Genomic DNA, 26,930 nt, shown 5'->3' on the forward strand with positions numbered 1-26,930 from the left:
TTCCGGAGTCGCCCATCTCCGGAACGACCATCGCGGCAGGACGACTCACGAGTTACGGCAGATAGTACGCTACTATCTGCCGTAAATCCTTAGCGCCGGATTTCGAGAATCTGCTCCCCGACCCCCGAAGCCGGCCGCCTCGAGACGATCGTAGAAATCCTTGTCCTGCTCGCGAATCCGGTCGTACACCGGTACCTGGAACTCGTGCATGATCCGGTAGGGGAGCGACGCGAACGTCAGGTCGGCCTTCTTCGTCGTCATCCCGGCGGCGACGGCCTCCTCGCTGTACAGGTCGCCGAGAGCGATGGAGCGCAGTGAGTCGGATCTGACGATGTGGGTGGACGACCGCTGGACCATCGTGGCGTCGACCCCGTTGTCGACGAGGGCTTTACAGATGTCGTGCGCCGAGTTGTTGGAGCCGATGACGACGACTTTCTTGCCGATGTAATCGTCAGGACCGGGGTGGGCGCTGGAGTGATGCTGTTCCCCGGCGAAGATGTCCTGCCCGGGCACCTCGGGGATGGCGGGCTTGCCGGACATTCCCGTGGCCAGGACGAGCTGCGTGGGATGCAACGTCCTCGCCTCACCGTCACGGTCGATCTCGACGGTCCAGCGGGCCGAGTTGTCGTCGTAGGTCGCCGAGAGGCAGGTGGTTCTGCTCCAGTACGGCACCTCCATGACCTTGGTGTAGAACTCGAGCCAGTCCCCGATCTTGTCCTTCGGCGCGAACACCGGCCAATTGTCGGGGAACGGCAGGTAGGGGAGGTGGTCGTACCAGACCGGGTCGTGAAGGCACAGCGACTTGTAGCGCTTTCGCCACTGGTCGCCCGGTCGATCGTGGCGGTCGACGACGATCGACGGCACGCCGAGTTGCCGGAGGCGCGCGCCGAGGGCGATGCCGCCCTGCCCACCACCGATGACCAGGACGTAGGGCTGTAACCCTCGCCCGAGTTCGCGCTCCTCGTCGGCTTTCTTCTCCGCCCACGAACGGGTGTCCGGGTCGGAGCCGTGCACCGCCCCCAGCACGCGTCCGGCGCCGCGTGGCTCCTCGTGGCCCTTGAGCTCCTGCAACGTCGTGAGCAGTGTCCAGGCCTTGTCCTGGCCGTCGGCGGCATCGGGTCGGAGTCGAAGGTGGCCCTCGCACCGTCCCACGGCTGTTTCGAACGAGATGAAGGCCGACACCACTCCGTCTCCGTCGTCGGATGCCGGTTCGGTCGTGCTGAAGCCGGACGGGCGGGTCTCGGCGAGTCGAGCGGTGAGCATGTCGGCGATCTGCTCATGCCCCTCGACCGTCTTGATGTTCCAGGTGAACGCCGTGAGATCACGCCAGTAGCTGTCGGTCAGGAAAGCGCTCGTCGCCCGTCCGACGTCGAGCGCCGCGAGTGCCGACTCGAACTCCGACAGCCATGTGTCGATCCGCTGTTGCGCGGAGTTGTCGATGCCGAGGGTCGGCTCCAGTGTCTGGGTCATAAGGTCTCCTTCTTCGTGCAGAGCGTCCGCGGATGGTGATGCGGACCACAATGTGGTGACCACAGGAGACGCCCCGGCCGCGTGGGGCGGCAAGGGTTGCACGGGGTTGCGAGGGCGCCCCGTGCTTTGCCGGACCGTGTGATGTGGCGCACAATCGAGATCGATGACCGCTTTCGATTCCGTATCCGACCTCGAGCCGGCTGTACAGGCCGGTGACGATCCTCGTGAGTTCGCCCATGTGCTCAGCGCTGTGCATCACGCCGCGATGTCCGGCGAGCGGATGCCCGCCCGTCCGCGCAGCGTGATCGACGACTCGTGGCGACGACTCCGCGAGGCCGGCCTCGACCCCGACACCGACGGCATGGCTGAGCGCGCACTGGAGTTCGACGAGCTCGAGGAGCGTCGCCGGGAGTCGGGGCTGGTCGAGGTCATCGACGAGTTGGCGCGCGGGTTGGAGTCGTTGATCGCCGACGGCGACAACATCCTCGTGATCGCGGATGCCGGCGGTCGTGTGCTGTGGCGGAGCGGGTCGTCGAGGGTCCTGAGCCGCGCCGATCACCTGGGGTTCGTCGAGGGCGCCGACTGGGCGGAACGCTCGGTGGGCACCAACGCCATCGGTACCGCACTGATGTCGGGCAGGCCGATCCAGGTCTTCTCCGCCGAGCACTTCGTCCGGAGCCATCATTCGTGGACGTGTACCGGTGCACCGATCAAGGATCCGAGGACGGGTGCCGTCCTCGGTGTCGTCGACGTCAGCGGCCCGGCCGCGACGATCCACCCGACCACCCTGGCGCTCGTACATGCGGTCGCCCGGCTGGCCGAGTCGCAACTGCGCGAACGACATCACCGACGTCTGGACTCACTGCGCGCAGTGGCGGCCCCGATCCTGGCCCGCTCGCCGGGGCCGGCGATGGCGGTCGATGTCGACGGCTGGGTGGCTGCGGTGGACACGTTGACCCCAAGGTCGCGGCTACTCCTGCCGCGCGGCGTCGGGCCCGGTCGGCTCTTCGTCTCGGCTTTGGGAGAGTGCCAAGTGGAGGCACTGCCGGGCGGCTGGTTGGTGCGTGTCACCGATGCCGCGGACCCGTCAACGACGCGGGTCAGCTTGCAGACGGTCACCTCCGGCTCCGGCGGCGCGCAGGTCGCCGTCACCGTCGAGGGCGCGAGCGGCGGATGGACACATCAGTGTTCCCCGCGGCACGGCGAGATACTCACCCACCTCGCACGACACCGCGGCGGCGTGACCGCGGCGCAGATGTCTGCCCACCTCTTCGGCGTCGACGACCGCACGGTCACGGTGCGGGCCGAGATGTCGCGCCTGCGCAAGCGTTTCGGCGGTCTGTTGACGGCCGGACCGTATCGCTTCGCTGATGGCGTGGACGTGCACCTCATCGACTGAGGTCGAAGTCGTTTCCGTTCAGTCGTATTCGGCGACGACCAACCCGTGATCAAAGGCGTAGACGATCGCAGCAGCACGATCCCGCAGATCGAGTTTGGTGAAGATATGGTTCACATGGCTTTTCACCGTCACCGACGAGATGCCCAGCGTCGAAGCGATCTCGGTGTTGGTCTGGCCGCGTGCGATCAACCGGAGAACATCGGATTCGCGGTCGGTGAGCTCCGGTGCGACAGGCACCTGTTCGCGTCCTGCCCGTCGGAAGCCCTGTAGCACCCGTTCGGTCACCGCGGGATCGAGGAAGGCGCCGTCACGCACCACGGCGCGAACCGCCCAGATCAACGCCTCGGCGGGGGAGTCCTTCAGGATGAAGCCCGCCGCGCCTGCCCGGAGCACCCGGGAGAGCAATACGTCGTCGTCGAAAGTGGTCAGTACCAGCACCGGTGGCGGTTCGCGGAGAGACTGCACCATCGTCGTGGCGGTGATGCCGTCGATGTTGCGCATCCGCAGATCCATGACGACGATGTCGGGCCGATGTTCGGCGATCCCGGCCAGTACCTCGGAACCGTCGGCACATTCGCCGACGATGTCGAAACCGTCACGGACGCGGAGAATCCGCCGGAGCCCGGTACGGATCAGCTCCTGATCGTCGACCAGGAGTACCCGGATCTGTTCGGTGCCGGCGTCGGTCGGCCCGAGCGATGTCACACGCTCACCCCCTTCGACCGAATCCCCTCGCTTGTGGTGCGAGCGGGCAGGGCGGCCCGCACCGACCACGTGTCGTCGGCGTGGAAGGTCTCGAGGGTGCCGCCGAGCAGAGCGGCACGCTGAGTCATTCCGTCTATTCCGGTTCCGTCGCAGGTCGGTCTACGACCGCACGGAGCGGGATTGTCGATCTCGATGGAGACGCTCTCACCGACTGTCACCGCGAGCCGCGCCCGCTTCCCGGTCGAATGCTTCACGACGTTGGCCAACGACTCCTGAGCGATGCGATAGACCGCGGCGCCGACCGGGTCGGTCAGCGAGTCCATGTCGCCGGCAACGGAATAGTCGATGTCGACTCCGGCCTTGCGATAGTCATCGACGAGTTGGTCGAGGTCATTGCCGGTCGGCGGCGGGGAGGTGGATTCCGACTGCCCGGTCTGGGCTCCCAGCACGTGCACGATCGAACGGATCTCGCTCATCGCCTGGCGACCCTGACGTTCAGCATCGGCGAGGGCGTCCACCGCCTCGTCGATGTCACGGTCCTGCTCGAGTGCGCGCCGAGCACCGGTCACGTTGAGCATCGTGATGGACAGCGAATGGGCAATCACGTCATGGATCTCGCGGGCGATGCGTCGGCGTTCGTCGCTGGCCGCCCGATCCGCGCGAGCTCGCAGGACACGGGCCTGGTTGTCGGCCAGTCGCTTCTGGATGAGGACCATGTACCCGATCAACCAGCCGCAGGCCACACCCAGCCCGTACAGCGCGGGTGCTTCGAGGTGTCCGACCGCACCGAACGCGACGATCACCGCGATGCAGACGGCGCCGACGACGAGCCCCACCCGCAGCGGGTACATGGCGGCGCCGATGGCCGTCATCAGTACGAGCTGGAGTGGGGCGGCGTCGGACGGCGTGGGGATCATCAGGAAGCAGACGGTGCTGGTGATGACCCCGAAACACGCATACGACGTCGGCGGCAGGGTGAGGTCGAGGGTGAGCGTGACGACGGCGAACGCCACCGCTGGGATCAGCCAGCCGATTCGGTCGAACGGGTACCGCTGGGCGACCGAGATGACTGTCACGACCACGCTGGCCGACAGGATGACCGCCGGGTAGAGCGGGGGATAGTCGCCGCCGGCCCGCTCGATTCGGCGGCGCAATCCCGAGCCGACACCGGCGGTGAAGTGCGTCACGGTTCAACCATAGTTCCACGCGTGGGCAGAACCTCCTCCTCGCGGTGGATCCGGCCCTCCACCCACGGGTGGAGGCAACCTCAATCCCCGGGATGGCGATCGATACGGCCGATCTTCCTAGCGTTGTGAGCAGCGGTAATCCGCCGCGATCACTCCACAGGGCGCGAGAGGACAAGACAATGGCTCTGCTCACCCGACATGATTCTCGATGGCAAAAGCTCGCCGGCGATCAGCTGCTCCCGGATCTGGATCCCCCGCGCCCGGTGGTGGTCGGCTGCAATGGCACCGAGGCCTCCCTGCGGGCAGTGAAACTCGCCGTCCGTACCGTCGGCGACTCCCGGACGCTCGTGCTGATCTGTGCGACGCGGCCGTCTCGACGCCCCGAGCCGCCCACCGACCTGCACGACGCCCTCAAGGACGAGGCGTACCTCCTGACCGGGCAGGCCTCGGTCGGCGAGCATCTGCGGACCGCCGCAGAGCTCGCGAAGTGGCATGGTGCGCGGCTGGTCACCACGACGAGCGAACACGGCAGCCCGGTCCCGGTGCTCCAGCGGGTCGCGGCGCGCGTCGGCGCCGGCGCGGTGTTCATCGGGTCCGACGGTCCGCGGCCGGGGTGGACGCCCCGCAGGCTCGGCGCCCGGCTCGACCGCGGCGTCGAACTGATCGTCACCGACGGTGCGGTTCATCACCGCCGACGCACCGCCATCCGGGAGGTGAGCGAACCGCGGGTGTCCTGGCCGGCGTCCTGGCCCGCGCCCGGTCTCGCAACACACTGAACCGTTCGCGCGCGGCACATACGAGATCCGTTCATACGGCGGGTTTCTCGATCGCGCCCAGCAGCGCGTCGACGATCTCGTTCGACGGACCTAGCGGCAGCGTGTGGTGGGTCCCGGTGCTCAGCGTCACGACGCGCGCCGTGGGCAAGGTGCTGCGGATCCGACGGGCCACCTCGGCGGTGTCATGTGCCCGACTCTGCGGGGCGAGGATCGCCGTGACCCGGGATGGGTCGGTGAGTCGAGAGAGCGCGGCCCGTCGGGGCCGCTTCGGTACGATCGTCCGAGTCTTCGGGAAACCGGCTCCTGCGCAATACATCTGGGTCCACAGCGGTTCCGGGTCGGTCCCACGTGTCTCCCACGAGAGAAACCGTCGCAGACGCGGGGGAGTGGGCGCGATGAGCGTCGGGATGGCGTGCTGCAGATAGGCGATACGGAGTCCTGCGAAACACGATGTCGGGTCGAGCAGTGCCAGGTTGCGTACGCGAGCACCGTGTTGCCCGGTCGCGAAGCCCAGCGCGATCATCGCGCCGTACGAGTGGCCGACGACGTCGACCGTGTCGGTGGCCGCGGGATGGACGGCGATGTGGGCGCTGCTGATTGCGTCGGGGATCCGGTCGAGAACGGCTGCGAGCCAGTCGAATAGCTCGGCGGGAGCTCGTGGGCTCGCAGCGCCGGGACGGGACCGTCCGGCGTCGCCGAGGAGGTCGACGGCGATGACGTGGCGACCGGTCGCCAGGTGTTCCATGACGTTCACATACGACATCGACGTGGCTCCGCCGCCCGGCAAAAGGACCAGCGGCACGGCGTCGAGGGGCACGGCGTCGGGGGTGTCCGGGCGCGGCCCGATGATCGTGACCCGGGTGATGCCGTGCGCCGTCTCGACATCGATCGGATGCCCTCCCGAGCGTGCGAGGAGCGCGTCGTAGGCGTCGAAAAACGCGATGCCCTGCGGCGTGGCGGCGAAGACGTCGAGTGTCGGGCGGACCATGGCACGAACCTCCGTCGGGGTATCTCGATTATCGAGAGACTAGATCATCGAGCGAAGTCGCGTACGGTGAACTCGTGACGAACGACGATCTGGTGCACCGGCTGCGTTCGCTGACCGTCGAACTCGATGTCTTCGGGGCCGGCTTCGCCGCCCGAAACGGGTTGCACGCCACCGATGTACGTGCCCTGATCGCTCTTCTGGACCGGGATCGGGCCGGCGCCGTCGCCTCTCCTGGGTGGCTGGCGGGGCATCTCGGACTCAACAGTGCGTCGACCACCGCGCTCATCGATCGACTGGAATCGAAGGGTCTGGTGGACCGCAGGCGCGACGACTCGGATCGTCGCCGGGTTGCGCTGCACGTCACCGACGCGGCCCAGGAGATGGGCTGGACCTTCTTCGGGCCGTTGATCGACCAGGTGATCGCGGTGGCCGACGGTTTCTCCGACGACGAACTGACCACGATCCGCACATTTCTGGACCAGGTCACCGCTGCGGTGGCGGGAGTCCGGACCCGCTGAGTGTCCTGGGTCCGCAGCCGCTGACCCTGTCCGCACACCGCTCACCTCAGGGTCGAACCGGAGCCGTCCGCCCGATGGTTACCGGAACATGACCATTGTTAATTCTGCGTTCCGGCCTGGCGTCAAAAAACCCTATGTTTGTAGTATTTGGCGAAATCCGTTTGGCGTCAGGAGATTCAGGCATGGCCACGACGAATGTGTATCCGACAGACGAGGGGGTCCCGGACCGGGACGCCCAGATGCTGGCCGAACTCGGTTATACGTCCGAATTCAAACGGGAGATGAGTCCGTGGGCGAACTTCGCCCTCGGCTTCACCTACCTGTCGCCCGTCGTCGGGATCTACACGGTCTTCGCCTATGCGATGGCACAGGCCGGCCCGCCGATGATCTGGAGCCTCGTCATCGTGGGCCTCGGGCAGTTCCTGGTGGCGCTGATCTTCAGCGAGGTCGTCGCCCAGTTCCCGGTCGCGGGGGGCGTGTATCCGTGGACACGCCGACTCTGGGGCCGGAAGTACGCGTGGATGACGGGCTGGGTGTATCTGATCGCGCTGCTCGTCACCATCGGTTCGGTCGCCTACGGATCGGGGCCGTTCATCGCGTCGCTCTTCGGCTACGAGGCGACCGCCTGGACCATCGCCCTGTGTGGTGTGGTGATGGTCGCCATCGCGACCGCCATCAACTTCCTCGGCACCAGGGTGGTCTCGGCGGCGGCCGTCTTCGGTTTCGCCGCCGAGCTGATCGGCGCCCTCGTGGTCGGCGTGTATCTGATCGCCACACACCGGCAGGTCGATCTGAGTGCCCTCTTCGACTCGTTCGGCGCCTCCGAGGGCAACTACGTCTCCGGCTTCGCGGCCGCCGCACTGATCGGTCTGTTCCAGTACTACGGCTTCGAGGCGTGCGGTGACGTCGCCGAAGAGGTGCCCAACCCGGGACGACAGATCCCCAAGGCGATGCGCCGGACCATCTACATCGGCGGTGCCGCAGCCACATTCGTCTGTCTGGCGCTCATCCTGTCGGTCTCCGACATCGGCGCGATCATCTCGGGCGAGGACACCGATCCGGTGACCACCCTGCTGACCGACGCCTTCGGCGACTTCGGCATGAAGATCATCCTGGTCGTCATCCTGATCTCCTTCCTCTCCTGTGTGATCAGCCTGCAGGCCGCCGCCAGCCGGCTCGCCTACGCCTACAGCCGCGACGACATGATCATCGGTGCGCGCCATCTCAAGAAGTTCGATGCCAAACGCGCGGTTCCGCCCTTCGCACTCCTGCTCGCCGGCGCGGTGCCGTGCCTCGTGCTGCTGCTGTCGAAATTCAGCGAGGACGCCTTCTCGAAGATCCTGAACTTCTCTGCGCTCGGTATCTACATCGCCTTCCAGATGGTCGTCCTCGCCGCGCTGCGGGCACGTCTGAAGGGGTGGGTCCCGGCGGGGGCGTACTCGCTCGGCAAGTGGGGGCTGCCCGTCAACATCGCAGCCCTCGCCTACGGCATCGTCGCGATGATCAACATGGCCTGGCCGCGCAACCCCGGAACCCCTTGGTACGACAACTACATCGTGCTGCTGTCCGGCGTGACCGTCCTGGTACTCGGCCTGCTCTACATGACCGTCCATCCGGTCCACGGAAAGAGTGACGCGCCGTATGCCGACGCGATTCCGAAGAAGACCGGGGAGTAGCGACCATGACGAACATCAGAGCTGTCGTGTACGGCGTCGGAGCGATGAACTCCGTGATCACCCGCTATCTGCTCGACAAGGACGTCGAGATCGTAGGCGCCATCTCGCGCAGTCCGGACAAGGTGGGCAAGGACCTCGGCGAGGTCACCGGACTCGACCGTCGACTCGGAGTGTCGATCAGCGACGACCCGCACGAGGTGTTCACGCGGACGAGTCCCGACATCGCGGTCGTCGCGATCACCAGCTATCTCGTGGACGCCGCGGAGCACTTCCGTATCGCACTGTCGCACGGGGTCAACGTGATCACGCTGTCCGAGGAAGCGCTCTATCCCTGGAACACCGCGCCCGAACTGACCGCGGAACTCGATGCACTCGCCAAGGAGCATGGCGTGACCATCACGGGCGGGGGTTTCCAGGACAGCTTCTGGGTGAACGCGGTCGCCCAGCTGATGGGCACGGCACACCGCATCGACTCGGTCACCGGGACGAGTTCGTGGAACGTCGACGAGTACGGCCCGGAACTGGCCGAGCTGCAGCAGGTCGGCGCGACGATCGAGGAGTTCGACGCCTGGTGCCGAGAAGCCGTGCGTCCGCCCACATTCGGCCGGATCGCTCTCGATGCGCTGGTCGCCGGAGCGGGGCTGACGCCCAAGCAGATCCTGACGCGCACCGAACCCGAACTGGCACACGAGACTCTGCACTGTGCTGCCCTGGGGATCGACGTCCCGCCGGGAAAGTGCATCGGCTTCACCGACATCGACGAGATCCGCACGGAAGAGGGCCCGGTCTTCGTCTTCCGGATGTCCGGCCGGCTGTACGGCCCCGACGACAGCGATGTCAACGAATGGACGATCCACGGCGAACCCGATCTGGTGATGTCCAACGGCACCCCGCCGACGATGGCCACCACCTGCACCCAATTGGTGAACCGTATCCCCGACGTGCTCGACGCCGACCCGGGATTCGTGACCGTCGTCGATCTGCCCAGGCTGCGCTACCGGCACGGTCGGCTGCACGACCACCTGAGCAGGTGGTCATCGGATCGTTACATCGTGCGCGAAGAACTCTAACAATAGAGTATTTGGATGGACATCATGAGTGAAGTGGACGTGGCACCGCGCGTGGCGGTGGTCGGCGCGGGACCGTCGGGTTGTTTCACCGCACAGCAACTCCGCAAGCAGTGGCCGGAGGTGGAGGTCACCGTCTTCGACCGGCTACCCACCCCGTTCGGGCTCCTTCGCTACGGCGTGGCTCCCGACCATCAGGGCACGAAGAACGTGATCCGGCAACTCTCGCGGGTATTCGACGATCGGACTCGCTTCGTCGGCAACATCGAGCTCGGCCGGAACCTGTCGATCGAGGACCTGCGAGCCGCGTTCGACGTCGTGGTCCTCGCGACGGGCCTCAGCGGAGACCGCCGTCTCGGCATCCCGGGCGATGACCTGCCCGGCATCGTGGGGTCCGGGCGCTTCACCCGATGCGTCAACGACCATCCCGCCGCCGGCGACCTGCCGACGGTGGGCCGGAGGGTGGTCCTGGTGGGCGGCGGCAACGTCGCCATGGACATCATCCGGCTGCTGTCGAAGCAGCCCGACGAATTCACCGGTTCCGATCTGCACCCGGACACCCTCGGGAGACTGAGATCGGAGGGCCCACGGCGGATCGACGTGGTGGTGCGCTCCACGCCCACCGACGCCAAGTTCGACCCGGTGATGATGCGTGAACTGGCGCACCTGGCGTCGACGGAGTTCCGCCTCGCCGATGCGGGGGTGCTCGCCACGGCAGAGTCCTCCGACCCGCGGAGTGCGGCCCTGGCCCACGTCGTCGAACGCGAGAGCCCGGCGGCACCGGCCACGACGGTGGTGTTCCACTTCGGATCGACCCCGGTCGAGGTGATCGGCACCGACCGCGCGGAGGCCGTCAAGGTGCGCACCGGCGTGCACACCACGACTCTCGCGTGCGACACCGTCATCACCGCAATCGGTTTCGAGTCGGCCGTAAACGACGACCTCGACCTGACGCTGTACCGCGACGCCGATCCGGGAGAGGATTTTCTTGCTCCGGGCCTGTACCGCACCGGGTGGCTGCACAGTTCCACCGGAGCGCTTCCCGAGATGCGGGCCCGTGCCCGGGCGTTGGCGGCCCGAATCCGCCGCGATCATGCCGGTCACCATCCGGCCCGTCCGGGTCTGGTGGCAATCCCTTACGAAGTGATCGACCGGACAGTCGATTTCGACGGCTGGATGCGGATCGACGAGGCGGAGGTCGCCTCGGCCTCGCCCGGCCGCATCCGGCAGAAGGTCCGCGAGGTCGACGCGATGCTGGCGTTGGCCCGCACCGTGCCGGCCGAATCGGTCTGCTGAGACGGCAGGCCTGCAGTGAACCCGAGAATCACCCGAACACCCGAGATGGAGTGTGGAGAATCATGACCGACGTAACTGTCCTGTTCGGAACCGAGACCGGCAACGCCGAGATGGTCGCCGACGACATCGCTTCTGCCCTGGGGGAATTCGATATCGAGGCCACCGTGGTGGGGATGGAGGACTTCGACGTCGCAGATCTGGCCGCCTCCGGCACGGTCGTGCTCGTCACCTCCACCTACGGAGAGGGTGAACTGCCGGCGACGACCCAGCCCTTCTTCGATGCGATGAAGGCGGCCGAGCCTGACCTCACGGGTCTGCGGTTCGGGGCCTTCGGCCTCGGCGACAGCACCTACGACACCTACAACAACGCGATCGACATCCTCGTCGGTGCGGTGACAGACGCAGGAGCGACACAGGTCGGCGCAACGGGCCGGCACGATGCCGCGTCCTTCCAGCCGGCGGACGGACCCGTGGCCGAGTGGGCCAAACAGTTCGCCGAAGCCCTCTCTGATCGAACTCGACGAGGAGGACATGAGATGACCGCTGCGTCCATCGATCGCGAGCTCGTGCCGTGGTCGGATCCCGAATTCAGGAACAACCCCTATCCCTGGTATAGGCGACTGCAACAGGACCATCCGGTGCACAAGCTGGAGGACGGCACCTACCTGGTGTCCCGGTACGCCGACGTGAGTCATTTCGCGAAACTGCCCATCATGAGCGTCGAACCCGGATGGGCCGACGCCGGGCCCTGGGCGGTCGCGAGCGACACCGCGCTGGGTTCGGATCCCCCGCATCACACCGTGTTGCGCCGGCAGACCAACAAGTGGTTCACGCCGAAACTGGTGGACGGCTGGGTCAGGACCACCCGTGAGCTGGTCGGCGACCTGCTCGACGGTGTCGAGGCCGGTCAGGTGATCGAGGCCAGGCGCGACCTCGCCGTCGTCCCCACCCACGTCACGATGGCACGCGTCCTACAACTACCCGAAGACGATGCCGACGCCGTGATGGAGGCGATGTTCGAGGCGATGCTGATGCAAAGCGCGGAGCCCGCGGACGGCGATGTCGACCGGGCTGCAGTCGCTTTCGGCTATCTGAGTGCGCGCGTCGCCGAGATGCTCGAGGACAAGCGGGTGAACCCGGGCGACGGCCTGGCCGATTCGTTGCTCGACGCCGCCCGCGCCGGGGAGATCACCGAGAGCGAGGCTATCGCCACGATTCTGGTGTTCTATGCCGTGGGGCACATGGCCATCGGGTACCTGATCGCCTCGGGTATCGAACTGTTCGCTCGTCGGCCCGAGGTTTTCACCGCATTCCGCAACGACGAGTCAGCACGTGCGGCGATCATCAACGAGATGGTCCGGATGGACCCGCCACAACTGTCTTTCCTGCGGTTTCCTACCGAGGACGTGGAGATCGGCGGTGTGCTCATCGAGGCCGGATCGCCCATCCGCTTCATGATCGGTGCGGCCAATCGCGACCCCGAGGTCTTCGATGACCCGGATGTCTTCGACCACACCCGCCCGCCTGCGGCCAGCCGCAACCTGTCGTTCGGTCTGGGGCCGCATTCCTGTGCGGGACAGATCATCTCGCGTGCCGAGGCAACGACTGTCTTCGCCGTGCTGGCCGAACGGTACGAGCGGATCGAGTTGGCCGAGGAACCCACCGTGGCGCACAACGATTTCGCCCGGCGCTACCGAAAACTGCCGATCGTCCTGTCCTGAAAACCGATCCGATCTCACCTGCCCGCGACCCGCGGGCAGCTCGATCCACCCGAGAGGAATCATCATGTCCGACACGCTCGCGTCCGCTGCCGCGGTCCTTCAGAAGTTCTCCCTGGACACCTTCGACGGCCTGGAGTGGGAGGTGATGGGTGTCGCGGAAGGCGGCCGAGGGGCTGCTCGCCCAGGTGCGCGACGCGGTCGACAGGGGTGCGACCCTGCACGTCGGTGGAGAGCTCGCCGAGCACGGATGGTTCACCCCGGCAGTCCTGACCGGGGTCACCCCGGACATGCGCGCTTACCGTGAGGAGCTGTTCGGCCCGGTCGCCGTCGTCTATTCGGTGTCCGACGACGACGAGGCGGTCGCTCTCGCGAACGACGTCCCGTTCGGGCTCGGGGGTGCTGTCTTCTCGAGCGACGAGCAGCGGGCGATCGCGGTCGCGTCGCGACTCGAGGTGGGTATGGCCAATGTGAACACCTCGGCCGGCGAAGGCGCCGACGTGCCGTTCGGCGGAACCAAGCGTTCCGGCTTCGGGCGGGAACTCGGACCGCTCGGCATCGGCGAATTCGTCAACCGGCGCGTCTTCTACGTGCAGCGGTGACCTTCCCGCGGGCCCGCGCGTCGACGCAGCGGGGTCTGCGCCCGCTCGCCGCACGACGGTGACCGGTCGGCGCGCGGCCCGCGGAACAGGTGTCGTGTCGATCGTCACATGACTAACCTCTAACCGGGACACGGCACATCCGATGATGTGCCGCCCGAGGACGACGGCGTCAGGGCGAAGGGCGGATCAGCGATGGGACGATACGACGAGGCGTTCACACGGGCGACCGAGGACCGTGAGGGTTTCTGGCTCGACGCGGCGTCCGCGATCGACTGGACGGTCACTCCGACGCGGGCGCTCGACGACTCCGCCGCCCCGTTCTACCGGTGGTTTCCCGACGGCGAACTCAACACCTGCCACAACGCCCTGGACCGTCATGTCGCCGCGGGCCAGGGCGAGCGGACGGCCCTGATCTGGGACTCGGCGATGGTCGGCGAGGTCCGCCGCTACACCTATGCCGAGCTCCTGGACGAGGTGTCGCGGTTCGCCGGGGCACTCGCCGCCCACGGCGTGGGCGCGGGTGACCGCGTCGTGATCTACATGCCGATGATCCCCGAGGCCGCCATCGCGATGCTGGCCTGCGCGCGGATCGGGGCCGTGCACTCGGTGGTGTTCGGCGGCTTCGCCGCACCGGAACTGGCCGCCCGCATCGACGACGCGGAGCCGGTCGCCGTCGTCACCGCCTCCGGTGGGCTCGAACCGGGCCGTGCCGTGGAGTACCTGCCGATGGTCGCCAAGGCCGTCGAACTGTCGTCGGCCTCCCCGGCGACGATCATCGTCAAGGATCGCCCCGAGATCGCGGGCAGCGCCGCCGATCACGACGGCTGGCTGGACTGGGACGAGGTGACGCAGGTTGCCGAGCCCGCGGAGCCGGTGCCGGTGGCGGCGACCGATCCGCTCTACATCCTCTACACCTCCGGAACCACGGGTAAACCCAAGGGGGTGGTCCGCGACAACGGCGGTCACGCGGTGGCCCTGACGTGGTCGATGACGAACATCTACGACATCGCCGCGGGTGACGTCTGGTGGACCGCATCCGACGTGGGCTGGGTCGTCGGGCACTCCTACATCGTGTACGCCCCGCTGCTCGTCGGGGCGACGACGGTGATGTACGAGGGCAAGCCCGTGGGGACCCCCGACGCCGGCGCCTTCTGGCGGGTCGTCGCCGATCATCGGGTGAAGGCGCTGTTCACCGCGCCGACCGCGATCCGCGCGATCCGCAAGGCCGACCCGGAGGCCGCCGAGTTGGCCGCCCACGACGTGTCGTCGTTGCAGACCCTGTTCGCGGCCGGTGAGCGCCTCGACCCGGACACGTTCACCTGGGCATCGAGGATTCTCGGGGTGCCGGTCGTCGACCACTGGTGGCAGACCGAGACCGGATGGGCGATCGCCGCGAATCTGCGTGGGCTGGAACCGATGCCGATCAAGGCCGGATCGCCCACGGTGCCGGTCCCGGGTTTCCGGGTCGGGGTCGTCGACGCCGAGGGCAAGATCGTGGGCGCCGGCGAGGAGGGCAACATCGTCATCCGACTGCCACTGCCACCGGGCACCCTGGCCGGACTGTGGCGCGACGAGGAGCGTTACCGCAAGTCCTACCTCGCAGCGTTCGACGGTTACTACCTCACCGGGGACTCCGGATACGTCGACGCCGACGGTTACGTCTTCGTGCTCGGGCGTTCCGACGACGTGATCAACGTTGCCGGACACCGGCTCTCGACCGGCAGTATCGAGGCCGTCGTGGCGTCGCATCCGGCGGTCGCCGAATGTGCGGTCATCGGCATCCACGACGATCTCAAGGGGCAGCGACCGAGTGGGTATGTGGTGCTGAAGTCCGGTGTCGAGATCGAGGCCGACACCCTGCGCAGCGAGCTCGTGGCCAAGGTGCGCAACGAGATCGGTGCGGTCGCGACCTTCCGCGACGTGACCGTGGTGCCGGCACTGCCCAAGACCCGATCGGGCAAGATCCTGCGGAAGACGATGCGGCAGATCGCCGACCACGAGGAGTACACGGTCCCGTCGACCATCGAGGACCCCGACGTGCTGACCGCACTGGCCGAACAGCTCAAGGGCTGACGGGCGCACAACATGAGCGACCGCGCCCTCCGCATCGCGATAGCCGTCGTACCCTTCGTCGGGTTGGTCGGCACGATCATCACGACGGTGATCGACGCGCTGTCCCCAGGCGGCGATCTCGGCCGGGATCTGCTCGAGAACTCGGTGCTGTGGATGATCGGCGTGCAGGGCTGGATGACCGGTTGCGGTCACATGTTCTTCGGCGAGCCGATCGCCGAATCGATCGGGTGGCAGCCGAGGACGCCGTGGCAGTGGGAGGTCGGGCTGGCCAGCCTGGCGACCGGCGTCCTGGGTGTGATCGCGTCGGGGTTCGACGACGACTTCACACTGGCCACGATCATCGCCTTCGCGGTGTTCTACCTGGGGGCCGCCGTCGGGCACGTCCGGGAGATGGTGACCAGACGGAACTTCAAGGCGGGCAACGCCGGTCCGATCTTCGTCTTCGACGTGCTGGTACCGGTGTACCTGTTCGTCTTGTATGCCGTCGTGACGTAGCGGAGACTTGGCGGGTGCACGCAGACCAGCACGGCGAGCTGCCCGTCGACCCCGATGAGCGTCCGCCGCATCTTCGCGCCCGGGCGCTCGTCTGGGTGTTCGCCGGCGGGCTGTGCGGCACCGGCCTGCGGTACTTGGCCGAGCAGACCTTCCCGGCGGTCGACGGGCAATGGCCGTGGGCGACCTTCGGCGTCAACATCGCGGGCGCGTTCATCCTCGGCGCGCTGCTGGAAGTCCTTGCGCGACTGGGCCCCGACGACGGGTGGCGTCAGCGGGTGCGACTGTTCGGCGGTACCGGCATCTGCGGTGCGTTGACGACGTACAGCGCATTCGCCCTCGAGATCACAGATCTCGCACGGGCTTCGGCGGTGGTGACCGCGTTTGCCTATGCGGTGGTCAGCGTCGTGCTCGGGGTGTTGGGGGTCGGGGAGCAGATTGACGAAATCCGGCGCTAAGGGGCAATCGCCGAGCGACCTTGCGCTGTAGGTGATTTCATGTCGTCGTGACTGATGAGGGCGGCTATGGCCGGTTCGGTGCGTTGTCTCGGCAGGAGCTGGAGCGTTACTGCTACTTGGATGACGAGGACCGGCGGCTGATCGCTGCGCGGCGGCGCGACTACAACCGTCTGGGGTTCGCGGTGCAGGTGGTGACGGTGCGTCACCTGGGAATGTTCCTGGCTGATCCGCTGGATGTCCCGCCCGCGTTGATCGAGTATCTGGCCGAGCAGTTGGAGATCTCCGATCCGTCGATGGTGAAGCGGTACACCGATCGGGAGAAGACCAAGCTCGAACACGCCTGGGAAATCCAGCAGGTGTACGGACTCAAGCCGTTCGGCGAGATGGAGTCGGAGCTCACGTCGTGGATCGTCGACCAGGCGTGGATGACCGGCGACGGACCGAAGGCGATCTTCGGCGACGCAGTGACATGGCTGCGGAAGCGTCAGGCGCTGCTGCCGGGGATCACCACGTTGGAGCGGCTGATCGGCGACGGCCGCAACGCGGCGGACGCCCGGTTGTGGCGCCAGCTCGGCGAGCAGCTGACCTCGGAGTCCGCGTCTGCCTTGTTGCGGCTGCTGGAGGTTCCTGCGGAGGGCGGGCAGAAGGTCAGCGAGCTGGAGCGGCTGCGCAAGGGCGTGTTCAAGGCGTCGTCGAAGGGGATGCTCGCGGCGCTGCGCAGGGTTGTCGACCTGCAAGCGGTCGGGGTGGACAGCATCGACGTGAGGGCGATCCCGCCGCGTCGGTTGACGGGGTTGGCGACCTACGGGTTGGCGAGCAAGGCCGCCGCGCTGCGGCGGCTGCCCACGCGTGAGCAGCGCTTGGCGGTGCTGGCCGCGACGGTCGTTGTGTTGAGCGCGCGGGCGGTCGACGACGTGTTGGAGACCTTCGACATGTTGATGACGACGAAGCTTCTGTCCAAGGCCGAGCGGGAGTCTCGCGAGGAGAAGCTGCGTCGCTATCCGAGGGTGTCACGCAACGCAGGCAAGCTCGCGGCAGCGGTGAAGGTGCTGCTGGAGATGGTCGAGGTCAACCAGGACGTCGGGCTGGGCGTGGTGTTGGACATGATCGAGAAGACCGTCACCCGGGCCGAGTTGCGGCACGCGGTCCAGGCGGTCGACGAGCTGGTGCCCGCCGACGACGCGGAGCTGGATGGGCAGCGGTTGATCGAGTTGGCCGGCAAGTTCGCCACGGTCCGCCCGTTCCTGTCGATGCTGATGGACACGATCGAGTTCGGCGCGACCAGTGACGGCGCCGCCGTCCTGGCGGCAATGAAGACCCTCGCCGAGCTGCTGACATCCAGGTCGTCGGGCAAGATCCCGGCAAACCTGCTGGACGCCCGCAAGGTCGACCACGACTTGATCGTCGGCGCGTGGAAGCGCTTGATCTACACGCCGGGCCGACCGGAGGGCACCGTCGACCGGAACTCCTACACGATCTGCGTGTTGGAACAGTTCCACCGACACCTCAAGCACCGCAGCATCTTCGCGGTGCGTTCGTCGCGGTGGCGCGACCCGCGGGCGCACCTGCTGGCAGGCGAAGCCTGGGAGGCTGCGCGTGACGCCGGCATGAACGCGCTGGGCCTGCCCGCCGCGCCGACGCAGCTGCTGACCGATCGCGCGACGGCGTTGGAGACCGCTTATCGGGAGTTGGCCGCACGGCTGGGCGAGGACACCCCAGCCAGCATCGACGCCGACGGCAAACTGCACGTCGCCGCGCTGGACGCCAAGGCCGAGCCCGCGTCGCTGGTCGACCTGCGCCGCCGGGTGGAGGCGATGATCCCGCGTGTGGACCTGCCGGAACTGGTCACGGAGGTGATGAGCTGGCATCCCGGTTTCACCGAGGCGTTCACCCACACCTCGGGCAACGAGGCCCGCGTCGCCGACCTCGGCTTGTCGGTGGCGGCCGTGCTCTGTTCCTATGCGATGAACGTCGGGTTCAAACCGGTGACAACGCCTGGTGTCGACGCCCTGACCAGGGATCGGCTGCTGCACGTCGACCAGTGCTACGTGCGGGCCGAGACCATCGAGGCGGCCAACGCCGTGCTGGTCGACGCCCAGGCCGACATCCCCCTGGCCCAAGCGTGGGGCGGCGGGCTGGTCGCCTCGGTGGACGGGATGCGGTTCGTGGTGCCCGTGCGCACCCATAACGCCCGCCCGAACCCGAAGTACTTCGGCCGGAAACTGGGCATCACCTGGTTGAACATGCTCAACGACCAGTCCGCCGGGCTGGCAGGCAAGGTGCTGCGCGGAACACCTCGCGATTCGCTGCACACCATCGACGTGATCGTGTCCCAGCACGGCGGGCGGATTCCGGAGGTCATCATCACCGACACCGGGTCGTATTCCGACATCGTGTTCGGACTGCTGCATCTGATCGGCCGCCAGTACCGGCCGCAGCTGGCGAACCTGCCCGATCAGCGGTTGTGGCGCATCGACGCCCGAGCCGACTACGGGCCGCTGGACAAGGCGGCGCGCGGGGTGATCGACACCGCCAAGATCGCCGCGCACTGGGAGGACATGTGCCGGATCGCGGTGTCGATCCACTCCGGTGAGGTGTCGGCGCACGAGGTCACCAGGATGATCTCCCGCGACGGGCAGCCGACCGCGTTGGGCCAGGCCATCGCCCATTTCGGGCGGATCTTCAAGACCCTGCACATCCTGCGCCTGGCCGACGACGAACCTTACCGGCGCGAGGGCAAGGCCCAGTCCAATCTCGTCGAGGGTCGTCACGACCTGGCGCGCACGATCTATCACGGCCGCAAGGGCGAGATGACCCGCGCCTACTACGAGGGCATGGAAGACCAGCTCTCGGCGCTGGGATTGGTGCTCAATTGCGTCGTCGTGTGGAACACCGTCTACGAGAACCGCGCCCTCGCCGCGCTGCGAGCCGGCGGATACCCGGTGCTCGACACCGATGTCGAGCGATTGTCGGCGTTCGTGCGCGCCCACATCGGCATCGACGGGCACTACAGCTTCCACCTGCCCGACCCCAGCGGAGTTCACCGACCGCTGCGCGACCCGGACGCCGACGACGACGAGTAGCGCGAGTCGAAGGGTGGCGGATGACCGCTCAGGACCTGACGACGCATGTCGGCGGAAGTCTCTCCTGAGCCGCGAAACAGGCCACGGCCTGCACCTCTACCTCCGACCTGACCCAACAAACTACCGCTAGATTACGGTCACGGAGAGCGTCAGTTTGTCGCTGTGCGGCACGCCCGTCCGGTCGAGGAAGTCACACATGTCATCGATCATCGGCTGCATGAGCAGCTGCCCCAGCTGACGAACCATCAGCCCGATGACCTGTGAGGACTCGGATCGCCGTGTCGAGGTCTTGCCCGAATAGCGGAGTTTGGAGATCTCTCTGCGACTCAGGTCGGTCAGCCGCTCGAGTAACTCGCTCTTTCCCTGCGGATCGAGCACAGCGCGCCGGATGTAGTTCACCACCGTCGGATGCGTCGCGAGCATGTGCCGCACCGCCTCGTCTCGAGCGGCGGCGACCTGCGCTGGGGCGCCCTCGTCCGGCACAGAGGCGATCGCCAGAGCGTAATAGTCGACGACCAGTTGCTCGACGGCGACGCGTAGCCCGTCCTTGGTCTTGAAGTGGTGCTGCACCAATCCCACGGCGACCCCGGCGGCGGCGGCGACGGCGCGCATCGAGACGCGATCCTCGCCGCGCTCGGCGTAGAGGTCGAGCGCGGCGTTGCGAATGCGGGCCTTCGCGGTGAGGTCCTCGTCACTGGCGCGGGGGTCGGTCACAGAAATTGCCTCCTATCAGAGAAAAAAGCATACACCCTTGACATTAGACAGTACATGCGCATTAATGGCTATACATCAGTATAGTCAAAAAGGGGTTGATGATGTCGCAGTCGAGTTCGCTGCAGGGCGTGCAGGTGGTGTCGCTCGCGATCAATCTGCCGGGCCCGCTCGCCGCCGCGCGGCTACGGGCGCTGGGCGCCACCGTCACCAAGATCGAACCGCCGGCCGGCGACCCGCTGCGGGCCGTGGCGCCGACGTGGTACGACGAGCTCACTGTGGGCCAGCGGGTCGTGACCCTCGACCTCAAGGACCCCGCTGATCGGGCGGTGGCGGCGCGCGAGCTGTCGCGTGCCGACCTGATGCTCACCGCCATGCGCCCCTCGGCGCTGGTCAAGCTCGGCCTGGACGAGTTGACCGCGGCGAATCCGCACCTGTCGCATATCGAGATCGTCGGGCACGACGGGATCGCGGCGGAGCAGCCCGGCCATGACCTGACGTACCAGGCCCTGCACGGCACTCTCCAGCCGCCGACGATGCCGACCGTCCCGGTGGCCGACCTGCTCGGCGCCGAGCGCGCCGTGTCCGCGGCCCTGCTCGCCCTGCGCGTGGCCGCGGAGTCCGGCGTGGGACACCGCGAGCGGGTCGTCCTCGAACAGGCGGCCGCCGACGCCGGCGCCGCAGTTCGGCACGGTCTGATGGGAGCGGGCGCGCCGCTCGGCGGGGCGCATCCCGGTTACCGGATCTACTCCAGCTCCGACGGCCACGTCGCGCTGGCCGCGCTCGAGCCGCACTTCTGGGAGCGCGCCCGCGCCGGTCTCGGTGTCGAGGGCACCCAGGAGGAGCTCGAGCAGACGTTTCTTTCCAAGCCGACGCGCGAATGGGAGGAGGTCGCGAAGCGCCTCGACATTCCCCTGATCGGAATCCGCGATTCGGCACCCCGTAATTCAGCACAAGGAGCTTTGTCATGAGTGTTCGCGAGGCCGTTATCGTCGGCGCGGTCCGGACCCCGGTCGGCCGTCGCGGAGGGATCCTCAGCGCATGGCATCCGGTGGACCTGCTCGGGCAGACGCTGCGGGAGCTTGTGGCCCGCGCCGGCGTCGACCCCGCCGCGATCGAGGACGTCATCACCGGCTGCGTCATCCAGCACGATGTCCAGTCGGGCAATCTCGGCCGCCACGCGGTGCTCGCCGCCGGGCTGCCCGAGTCGGTCCCCGCGGTGACGATCGACCGCCAGTGCGGTTCAGGGCAGCAGGCGGTCAGCTTCGCCGCCCAGGCGGTGATGGCGGGTTCCCACGACCTGGTGATCGCCTGCGGCGTCGAGTCGATGTCACGGGTGCCGATGCCTCCGGCGTTCCTGCCCGGCGCGCCGCTCGGCCCGCAGTACAGCCCGCGCGAACTCGACCGCTACGACGGTGGGCTGATGGCGCAGGGCCCGTCGTCGGAGCTGATGAACGAGAGGTTCGACCTGAGCCGAGCGGCGTTGGACGCGTTCAGCGCTCGCAGCCACGAGCGGGCGCACGCCGCGACGCGGGCCGGGAAGTTCCGCGACCAGATGGTGCCGATCACCGCCGACCCCGACGACCCGACCGGTCCGGTCATCGACTCGGACGAGGGCATCCGCGAGCACATCGACCCCGCCAAGATGGCGAGCCTGAAAGCCGTGTTCGGCGCCGACGGGCGGACCACGGCGGCCAACTCCTCGCAGATCAGCGACGGCGCGGCCGCGCTGCTGATCGCCGACCGCGAGTACGCCGAGCGCAACGGCCTCATCCCACGCGCCCGGTTCCGCGCGCTGTCGGTCGCCGCCGCCGACCCGATCATCCAGTTCACCGCGATCCTCGACGCCGCCCACAAGGCGCTCGGCCGAAGCGGGTTGGCCGTCGAGGAGATCGACCTGTTCGAGGTCAACGAGGCCTTCGCCGGTGTGCCGCTGATCTTCCAACGGGAATTCGGCGTCCCGGACGACAAGCTGAACGTCAACGGCGGCTCCGTCGCCCTCGGCCACCCGCTGGGCTCGACCGGAGCCCGGATGCTCACCGACCTGCTCTGCGAACTCGAACGCTCCGGCAAGAGGTTCGGCTTGCAGACCGTCTGCGAGGCCACCGGCACCGCGAACGCCACCATCATCGAACGCATCTGAGGACGTCATGAGCCACGAGATCGTGAGGGGCCTGCCCTCCACCCACGGCGACCACTATCAACTCAACACCACCACCATCATCCGGCACGCCGCGCGCACCTATCCCGAGCAGGAGATCGTGTACCGCACCGCGGACGGCGGCTGGGACCGGTACACCTACGCCGATGCCTACGCGCGAATCCAACGAAGTGCCAATGCACTTCGCTCGATCGGCGTCGGGCCGGGCGATGTGGTCGGGATCCTCGACTGGAACAGCAAGCGGCACTACGAGCTGTACTGGGCGATTCCCGGCCTCGCTGCCGTGATGTTGCAGATGAACCTGCGTTTGGCGCCAGAGGATCTCGCTTACGTCACCGGACACAGTGATGCATCGGTGGTCCTCATCGACGAGTCGCTGCTTCCGGTTGCCGAGGCGCTGGCACCGCATACGCCGAACGTGAAGACGTGGGTGGTGATGACCGATAAGCCGCTGGCCGACATCACCACCACGCTCCCGCACGCGGTGCACTGGGAGGACCTGCTCGCGGACGCCGGCCCGGAGATCGACTGGCCGGTCATCGACGAAACCTCCTCCTACAGCGCGTGTTACACCACCGGCACCACCGGCAGGCCCAAGGGCATCTACTACTCGCATCGCGGCATCTACCTGCACACCCTCGCCGAGGTCGCCGGACTCGGGATGAGCAGCGACGATGCCGTCATGCTCATCACGCCGATGTTCCACGGCCAGGGCTGGGGCCTACCCCAGGCGGCCGCCTACAGTGCCGCAAAAATCGTGCTGCCCGGTCGCTACATCGCCGAGGACACATCCGTCCTCGTGGACGCGATGATCGCGGAGCAAGTCACCGTCGCAAACGGTGCGCCGGCGATCTTCCAGCCCATGATGAACTACATCAAGACGCTTGCGGTCGCACCGGACTTCTCCCGCGCGCGGCTGCTGTCCGGTGCCACCGAGCCGCCGCTGTCGCTGATGCGCGACTTCCACGACATCACTGGAGCCGACGTCATCCACGCCTACGGCGCCACCGAGACCACCCCTCTGGTCGCGGTGAACCGGGGACTGAAGCCCTCGCTGCGCGGTGTGATCTCGGACGAGGAGAAGTGGGATCTCAAGCGTAAGCAGGGTTTGCCGGTCAACGGCATCGACATCCGGATCGTCGACGCGGAAGGCAACGATCTCCCGCACGACGGCACGAGTCAGGGTGAAGTGCTGCTGCGCGGACCGTGGATCATCGAGCGCTATCACAAGCTCGACGACGACGCCGACAAGTTCCTCGACGGGTATTGGCGTAGCGGCGATGTCGGGACCATCGACCCGAATGGTTACTTGAAGATCACCGACCGGATCAAGGACGTGGTCAAGTCGGGTGGCGAATGGATTTCCTCCATCGACATGGAGAACGCACTCGTTGCCCATCCGAAGATCGCCGAGGCGGCCGTCATCGGCGTCCCGCACCCGAAGTGGCAGGAGCGTCCAGTAGCACTCGTCGTGACGACCGACGGGCAGGAACTTCCACTGTCGGAGATCCACGAATTGCTCGCCGATGCATTCGCCAAATGGCAATTGCCCGAGACCGTCCTGTATCTGGACCAGCTGCCCCGCACCAGCGTCGGCAAGCTCGACAAGAAGGCCATGCGCGCCGCGCACACCAACGTCTACGAGGACGTCCGATGAACCCCGACAACGCCCCGCTACGCACGGCCCGCGACAGCCACCTCCTGATCCTGGAGATCAACCGGCCCAAGGCTCGCAACAGTCTGAACGAGGCGGTGCTCACCGCCTTGAACACCGAGCTCGTCGCGGCTCGGCACGACGACGAGATCCGTGCCATCGTGCTCACCGGCGCCGGCGGGATCTTCTGCGCCGGAGCCGACATCACCAATTTCGACGCCATTCGCGACCAGTCGCTGCTCGGCGATCGAGCCGCGCTGGGCGGCACCATCTGGGCCGACCTGGGCCGATTCCCGAAGCCGGTCCTCGCTGCGGTCGAGGGCCTCGCACTCGGCGGCGGCTGCGAGTTGGCGCTTGCCTGCGACATCGTCATCGCCGGCGAATCCGCCAAGTTCGGTGTCCCGGAGGTGAAGCTCGGCGTGATCCCGGGCGGCGGCGGAACCCAGCGCCTGATTCAGGCCGTCGGCAAGTCCAAGGCGATGGCCCTACTGCTCACCGGCGACTTCCTGTCCGCACAGCGGGCGTGCGCGGCCGGCATCGTCGCCGAGACCGTCCCGGACGGCACCGCCCTCGAAGCGGCGGTCGCCATGGCGCAGCGGATCGCCGCCAACTCACCGCTCGCGGTGGCGCTGGCCAAGGATGCCGCCCTCCAGGCCCTGGAAACCTCTCTGGCGCAAGGACTCGAGCACGAGAAGCGCAACTTTCACGTTGCCATCCATTCCGCCGACAGCCGCGAGGGCCAGGCCGCGTTCCTCGCCAAGCGCGCCCCCGAATTCACCGGAAAGTAGGACCGATCATGAGCGAGCTGTTCCCCGATTACCGCTCCCCGTGGGAGACCGACGATCAGGCGCTGCTGCGTAAGCACGCCGCCGAGTTCTTCCGCAAGGAAGCCACCCCGAACCAGGACCGTTGGGCCGCGCAGCACCAGGTCGACCGCGAGTTCTGGACCAAGGCCGGCGCCGCGGGACTGCTGTGCCTCGACATCGCCGAAGAATACGGCGGCGGGGGCGGCAACTTCGGCCACGAGGCGATCGTGCAGCAGGAGATCGCCTACGCCCACGACACCGCGTTCGGCTTCGCCGTGCACTCGACGATCGTCGCGCACTACATCGCCGCCTATGCCACCGAGGACCAGAAGAAGCGCTGGCTATCGAAATGTGCGAGCGGTGAGAGCGTCCTCGCCATTGCGATGACCGAACCCGGCACCGGCTCGGACCTGCAGGCCGTACGGACCACCGCGGTTCGCGACGGCGGCCACTACGTGATCAACGGCTCGAAGACGTTCATCTCGAACGCGTCGCACTGCGACCTGCTCGTCATCGTCGCCAAAACGGACCCGAGCCAAGGTTCCAAGGGTATCTCGCTGCTCGTCGCGGAGACGGAGAATCTTCCGGGGTTCGAGCGTGGGCGGGTGCTGGACAAGATCGGCCAGCACGGCCAGGACACCCGCGAGTTGTCGTTCACCGACATGCGGGTGCCGGCAGCGAATCTGCTCGGCGGCGTCGAGGGGCAGGGCTTCTACCAGCTGATGGGTCAGCTGCAGCGTGAGCGGCTGATCCTCGGTGTCGGCGGTGTCGCGGTGGCCGAGGCCGCGGTGGCGGAGAGCATCAGGTACGCCAAGGAACGTCACGCCTTCGGCAAGCCGATCCTGAACTTCCAGAACACGAAGTTCGTACTCGCCGAGTGCAAGACCGACGTGCTGGCCGGCAAGACCCTGATGGACCACTGCATCCAGCGTCACCTCGACGGCACCCTCGACGCGGCGACCGCGTCGATGGCCAAGCTGTGGGGCAGCGACAAGCAGTGCGAGATCGTCGACCGCTGCCTGCAGGTCTTCGGTGGCTACGGCTACATGATGGAGTACCCGATCGCGCAGATGTACGCCGCTTCCCGCGTGCAGAAGATCTACGGCGGCACCAACGAGATCATGAAGGAACTCATCGGCCGCGCCTTATGAGGTTGACCTTCGCGCAGTGACACCACTGCGTCAGTCACACCTCACTTTGTCAAAAACCCGATGTTCTCAACCTATTTCGTCAGGAGTATTCATGCATATCACCGGAACCAACGCACTCGTCACCGGCGGAGCCTCGGGCCTCGGACTGGCCACCGTCACCGCCCTCGCCAAGTCGGGCGCCCGGGTAATCGCCGTCGACCTGCCCACCGCGAACACGGATGCGCTGGCTGCTCTCGGCGACACCGTGGAATTCGCTCCGGCGGATGTCACCGACGAGGCCGCGGTCACCGAGGCGGTCGAGCGCGCCAACGCGGAGTCCTCACTGCGAATCACCGTGAACTGCGCCGGCATCGGCAACGCCGTCAAGACCGTCGGTAAGAACGGACCGTTCCCGCTGGCCGAATTCGAGAAGATCGTCAAGGTCAACCTGACCGGAACCTTCAACGTCATCCGCCTCGCCGCGCACGCGATGTCGCAGAACGAGCCCGTCGACGGCGAGCGCGGCGTGATCGTCAACACCGCCTCGGTCGCGGCCTTCGACGGGCAGATCGGACAGGCCGCGTACTCGGCATCGAAGGGCGGGATCGTCGGCGCCACCCTGCCGATCGCCCGCGACCTGGCGTCGCTGCTGATCCGGGTGAACACCATCGCGCCCGGCCTGTTCAAGACCCCGCTGCTGGGCACGCTGCCCGAGGCGGCTCAGATTTCGCTGGGACAGCAGGTGCCGCACCCGAACCGGCTCGGCGACCCCGCCGAGTACGCGCAGCTGGTCGAGGCGATCGTGACCAACCCGATGCTCAACGGCGAAACCATCCGCCTCGACGGCGCGATCCGCATGGCGCCGCGGTGAAACCCGTCGGCGTGCAGGTGGGATCGCACCATGAGCACACACGCCTTGTATACGCCGAGGACCTGGGCATCGGCCAGCGTTTCGACTTG

General features: G+C 67.1%; 21 protein-coding genes and 2 pseudogenes. 18 read left to right on the forward strand and 5 right to left on the reverse strand.

Annotated features, from left to right (window positions below):
* Window positions 1-126: 126 nt before the first annotated feature.
* Window positions 127-1,470, reverse strand: a pseudogene (locus AIIKEEIJ_RS30490) (NAD(P)-binding domain-containing protein); the annotation flags it as partial.
* A 163-nt stretch (window positions 1,471-1,633) separates the two neighbouring features.
* On the opposite strand from AIIKEEIJ_RS30490, the gene AIIKEEIJ_RS30495 reads away from it, so the two are divergent.
* On the forward strand, window positions 1,634-2,869 hold the full coding sequence (locus AIIKEEIJ_RS30495) for a helix-turn-helix domain-containing protein (protein WP_100055152.1): 1,236 nt from the start codon (window positions 1,634-1,636) through the stop codon (window positions 2,867-2,869).
* Between the two features lie 18 nt (window positions 2,870-2,887).
* On the opposite strand, the gene AIIKEEIJ_RS30500 is transcribed toward AIIKEEIJ_RS30495, so the two are convergent.
* Window positions 2,888-3,574, reverse strand: a complete 687-nt coding sequence (locus AIIKEEIJ_RS30500; protein ID WP_100055153.1) for a response regulator transcription factor — start codon at window positions 3,572-3,574, stop codon at window positions 2,888-2,890.
* Window positions 3,571-4,761, reverse strand: coding sequence for a sensor histidine kinase (locus AIIKEEIJ_RS30505; RefSeq protein WP_100055154.1), 1,191 nt, complete (start codon window positions 4,759-4,761; stop codon window positions 3,571-3,573). Before AIIKEEIJ_RS30505 ends, AIIKEEIJ_RS30500 begins: the two co-directional genes overlap by 4 nt.
* A gap of 179 nt (window positions 4,762-4,940) precedes the next feature.
* Here AIIKEEIJ_RS30505 and AIIKEEIJ_RS30510 point away from each other — a divergent pair, with 179 nt between their 5' ends.
* Window positions 4,941-5,537 (forward strand): universal stress protein, encoded by a 597-nt coding sequence (locus AIIKEEIJ_RS30510; protein ID WP_100055155.1) that lies wholly within the window; start codon window positions 4,941-4,943, stop codon window positions 5,535-5,537.
* A 31-nt stretch (window positions 5,538-5,568) separates the two neighbouring features.
* Here AIIKEEIJ_RS30510 and AIIKEEIJ_RS30515 read toward each other — a convergent pair whose 3' ends face one another.
* The gene (locus AIIKEEIJ_RS30515) at window positions 5,569-6,525 is read right to left on the reverse strand and encodes an alpha/beta fold hydrolase (protein WP_100055156.1); all 957 of its coding nucleotides are present in this window, start codon (window positions 6,523-6,525) and stop codon (window positions 5,569-5,571) included.
* 74 nt (window positions 6,526-6,599) lie between these two features.
* On the opposite strand from AIIKEEIJ_RS30515, the gene AIIKEEIJ_RS30520 reads away from it, so the two are divergent.
* The 10 genes and pseudogenes from AIIKEEIJ_RS30520 (at window position 6,600) to AIIKEEIJ_RS30565 (ending at window position 19,508) form a co-directional block, all read left to right on the forward strand.
* The gene (locus tag AIIKEEIJ_RS30520; protein WP_100055157.1) at window positions 6,600-7,043 is read left to right on the forward strand and encodes a MarR family winged helix-turn-helix transcriptional regulator; all 444 of its coding nucleotides are present in this window, start codon (window positions 6,600-6,602) and stop codon (window positions 7,041-7,043) included.
* A gap of 182 nt (window positions 7,044-7,225) precedes the next feature.
* On the forward strand, window positions 7,226-8,719 hold the full coding sequence (locus tag AIIKEEIJ_RS30525) for an APC family permease (protein ID WP_100055158.1): 1,494 nt from the start codon (window positions 7,226-7,228) through the stop codon (window positions 8,717-8,719).
* A 5-nt stretch (window positions 8,720-8,724) separates the two neighbouring features.
* Window positions 8,725-9,789, forward strand: a complete 1,065-nt coding sequence (locus tag AIIKEEIJ_RS30530; RefSeq protein ID WP_100055159.1) for an NAD(P)H-dependent amine dehydrogenase family protein — start codon at window positions 8,725-8,727, stop codon at window positions 9,787-9,789.
* 15 nt (window positions 9,790-9,804) lie between these two features.
* The gene (locus AIIKEEIJ_RS30535) at window positions 9,805-11,082 is read left to right on the forward strand and encodes an FAD-dependent oxidoreductase (RefSeq protein ID WP_100055160.1); all 1,278 of its coding nucleotides are present in this window, start codon (window positions 9,805-9,807) and stop codon (window positions 11,080-11,082) included.
* Window positions 11,083-11,144: 62 nt separating this feature from the next.
* On the forward strand, window positions 11,145-12,803 hold the full coding sequence (locus tag AIIKEEIJ_RS30540; RefSeq protein ID WP_100055161.1) for a cytochrome P450: 1,659 nt from the start codon (window positions 11,145-11,147) through the stop codon (window positions 12,801-12,803).
* Window positions 12,804-12,955: 152 nt separating this feature from the next.
* A pseudogene (locus AIIKEEIJ_RS30545) lies at window positions 12,956-13,402 on the forward strand (aldehyde dehydrogenase family protein); the annotation flags it as partial.
* A 192-nt stretch (window positions 13,403-13,594) separates the two neighbouring features.
* A complete protein-coding gene (locus AIIKEEIJ_RS30550) occupies window positions 13,595-15,475 on the forward strand; it encodes a propionyl-CoA synthetase (protein ID WP_100055163.1) in 1,881 nt (626 codons plus the stop codon).
* Between the two features lie 12 nt (window positions 15,476-15,487).
* Window positions 15,488-15,970: a DUF6790 family protein gene (locus AIIKEEIJ_RS30555; RefSeq protein WP_100055164.1), complete on the forward strand. Its 483-nt coding sequence runs from the start codon at window positions 15,488-15,490 to the stop codon at window positions 15,968-15,970.
* A gap of 14 nt (window positions 15,971-15,984) precedes the next feature.
* Entirely contained in the window at window positions 15,985-16,425 is a 441-nt protein-coding gene (locus tag AIIKEEIJ_RS30560) for a fluoride efflux transporter FluC (protein ID WP_160093629.1), read from the forward strand.
* 47 nt (window positions 16,426-16,472) lie between these two features.
* A complete protein-coding gene (locus AIIKEEIJ_RS30565; protein ID WP_161997248.1) occupies window positions 16,473-19,508 on the forward strand; it encodes a Tn3 family transposase in 3,036 nt (1,011 codons plus the stop codon).
* 126 nt (window positions 19,509-19,634) lie between these two features.
* Here the strand turns inward: AIIKEEIJ_RS30565 and AIIKEEIJ_RS30570 are convergent, their stop codons facing one another.
* Entirely contained in the window at window positions 19,635-20,222 is a 588-nt protein-coding gene (locus tag AIIKEEIJ_RS30570; RefSeq protein WP_011331219.1) for a TetR/AcrR family transcriptional regulator, read from the reverse strand.
* Window positions 20,223-20,323: 101 nt separating this feature from the next.
* Between AIIKEEIJ_RS30570 and AIIKEEIJ_RS30575 the strand changes: the two genes are divergently transcribed.
* The 6 genes from AIIKEEIJ_RS30575 (at window position 20,324) to AIIKEEIJ_RS30600 (ending at window position 26,841) form a co-directional block, all read left to right on the forward strand.
* Complete coding sequence (locus AIIKEEIJ_RS30575) at window positions 20,324-21,190, forward strand: CoA transferase (RefSeq protein ID WP_011331218.1); 867 nt, start codon at window positions 20,324-20,326, stop codon at window positions 21,188-21,190.
* On the forward strand, window positions 21,187-22,362 hold the full coding sequence (locus AIIKEEIJ_RS30580) for a thiolase family protein (RefSeq protein ID WP_011331217.1): 1,176 nt from the start codon (window positions 21,187-21,189) through the stop codon (window positions 22,360-22,362). The genes AIIKEEIJ_RS30575 and AIIKEEIJ_RS30580 overlap by 4 nt, the downstream gene beginning before the upstream one ends.
* 7 nt (window positions 22,363-22,369) lie before the next feature.
* Entirely contained in the window at window positions 22,370-24,037 is a 1,668-nt protein-coding gene (locus tag AIIKEEIJ_RS30585; protein WP_011331216.1) for a long-chain-fatty-acid--CoA ligase, read from the forward strand.
* On the forward strand, window positions 24,034-24,822 hold the full coding sequence (locus AIIKEEIJ_RS30590) for an enoyl-CoA hydratase/isomerase family protein (RefSeq protein ID WP_011331215.1): 789 nt from the start codon (window positions 24,034-24,036) through the stop codon (window positions 24,820-24,822). Before AIIKEEIJ_RS30585 ends, AIIKEEIJ_RS30590 begins: the two co-directional genes overlap by 4 nt.
* 8 nt (window positions 24,823-24,830) lie before the next feature.
* A complete protein-coding gene (locus tag AIIKEEIJ_RS30595; RefSeq protein ID WP_011331214.1) occupies window positions 24,831-25,991 on the forward strand; it encodes an acyl-CoA dehydrogenase family protein in 1,161 nt (386 codons plus the stop codon).
* A gap of 91 nt (window positions 25,992-26,082) precedes the next feature.
* Window positions 26,083-26,841, forward strand: a complete 759-nt coding sequence (locus tag AIIKEEIJ_RS30600) for a 3-hydroxyacyl-CoA dehydrogenase (RefSeq protein ID WP_011331213.1) — start codon at window positions 26,083-26,085, stop codon at window positions 26,839-26,841.
* The last annotated feature ends 89 nt before the right edge of the window (window positions 26,842-26,930 follow it).

This window comes from Rhodococcus sp. YH1 (genome assembly GCF_009939605.1).
GTDB classification, from domain to species: Bacteria; Actinomycetota; Actinomycetes; order Mycobacteriales; family Mycobacteriaceae; genus Rhodococcus; species Rhodococcus aetherivorans.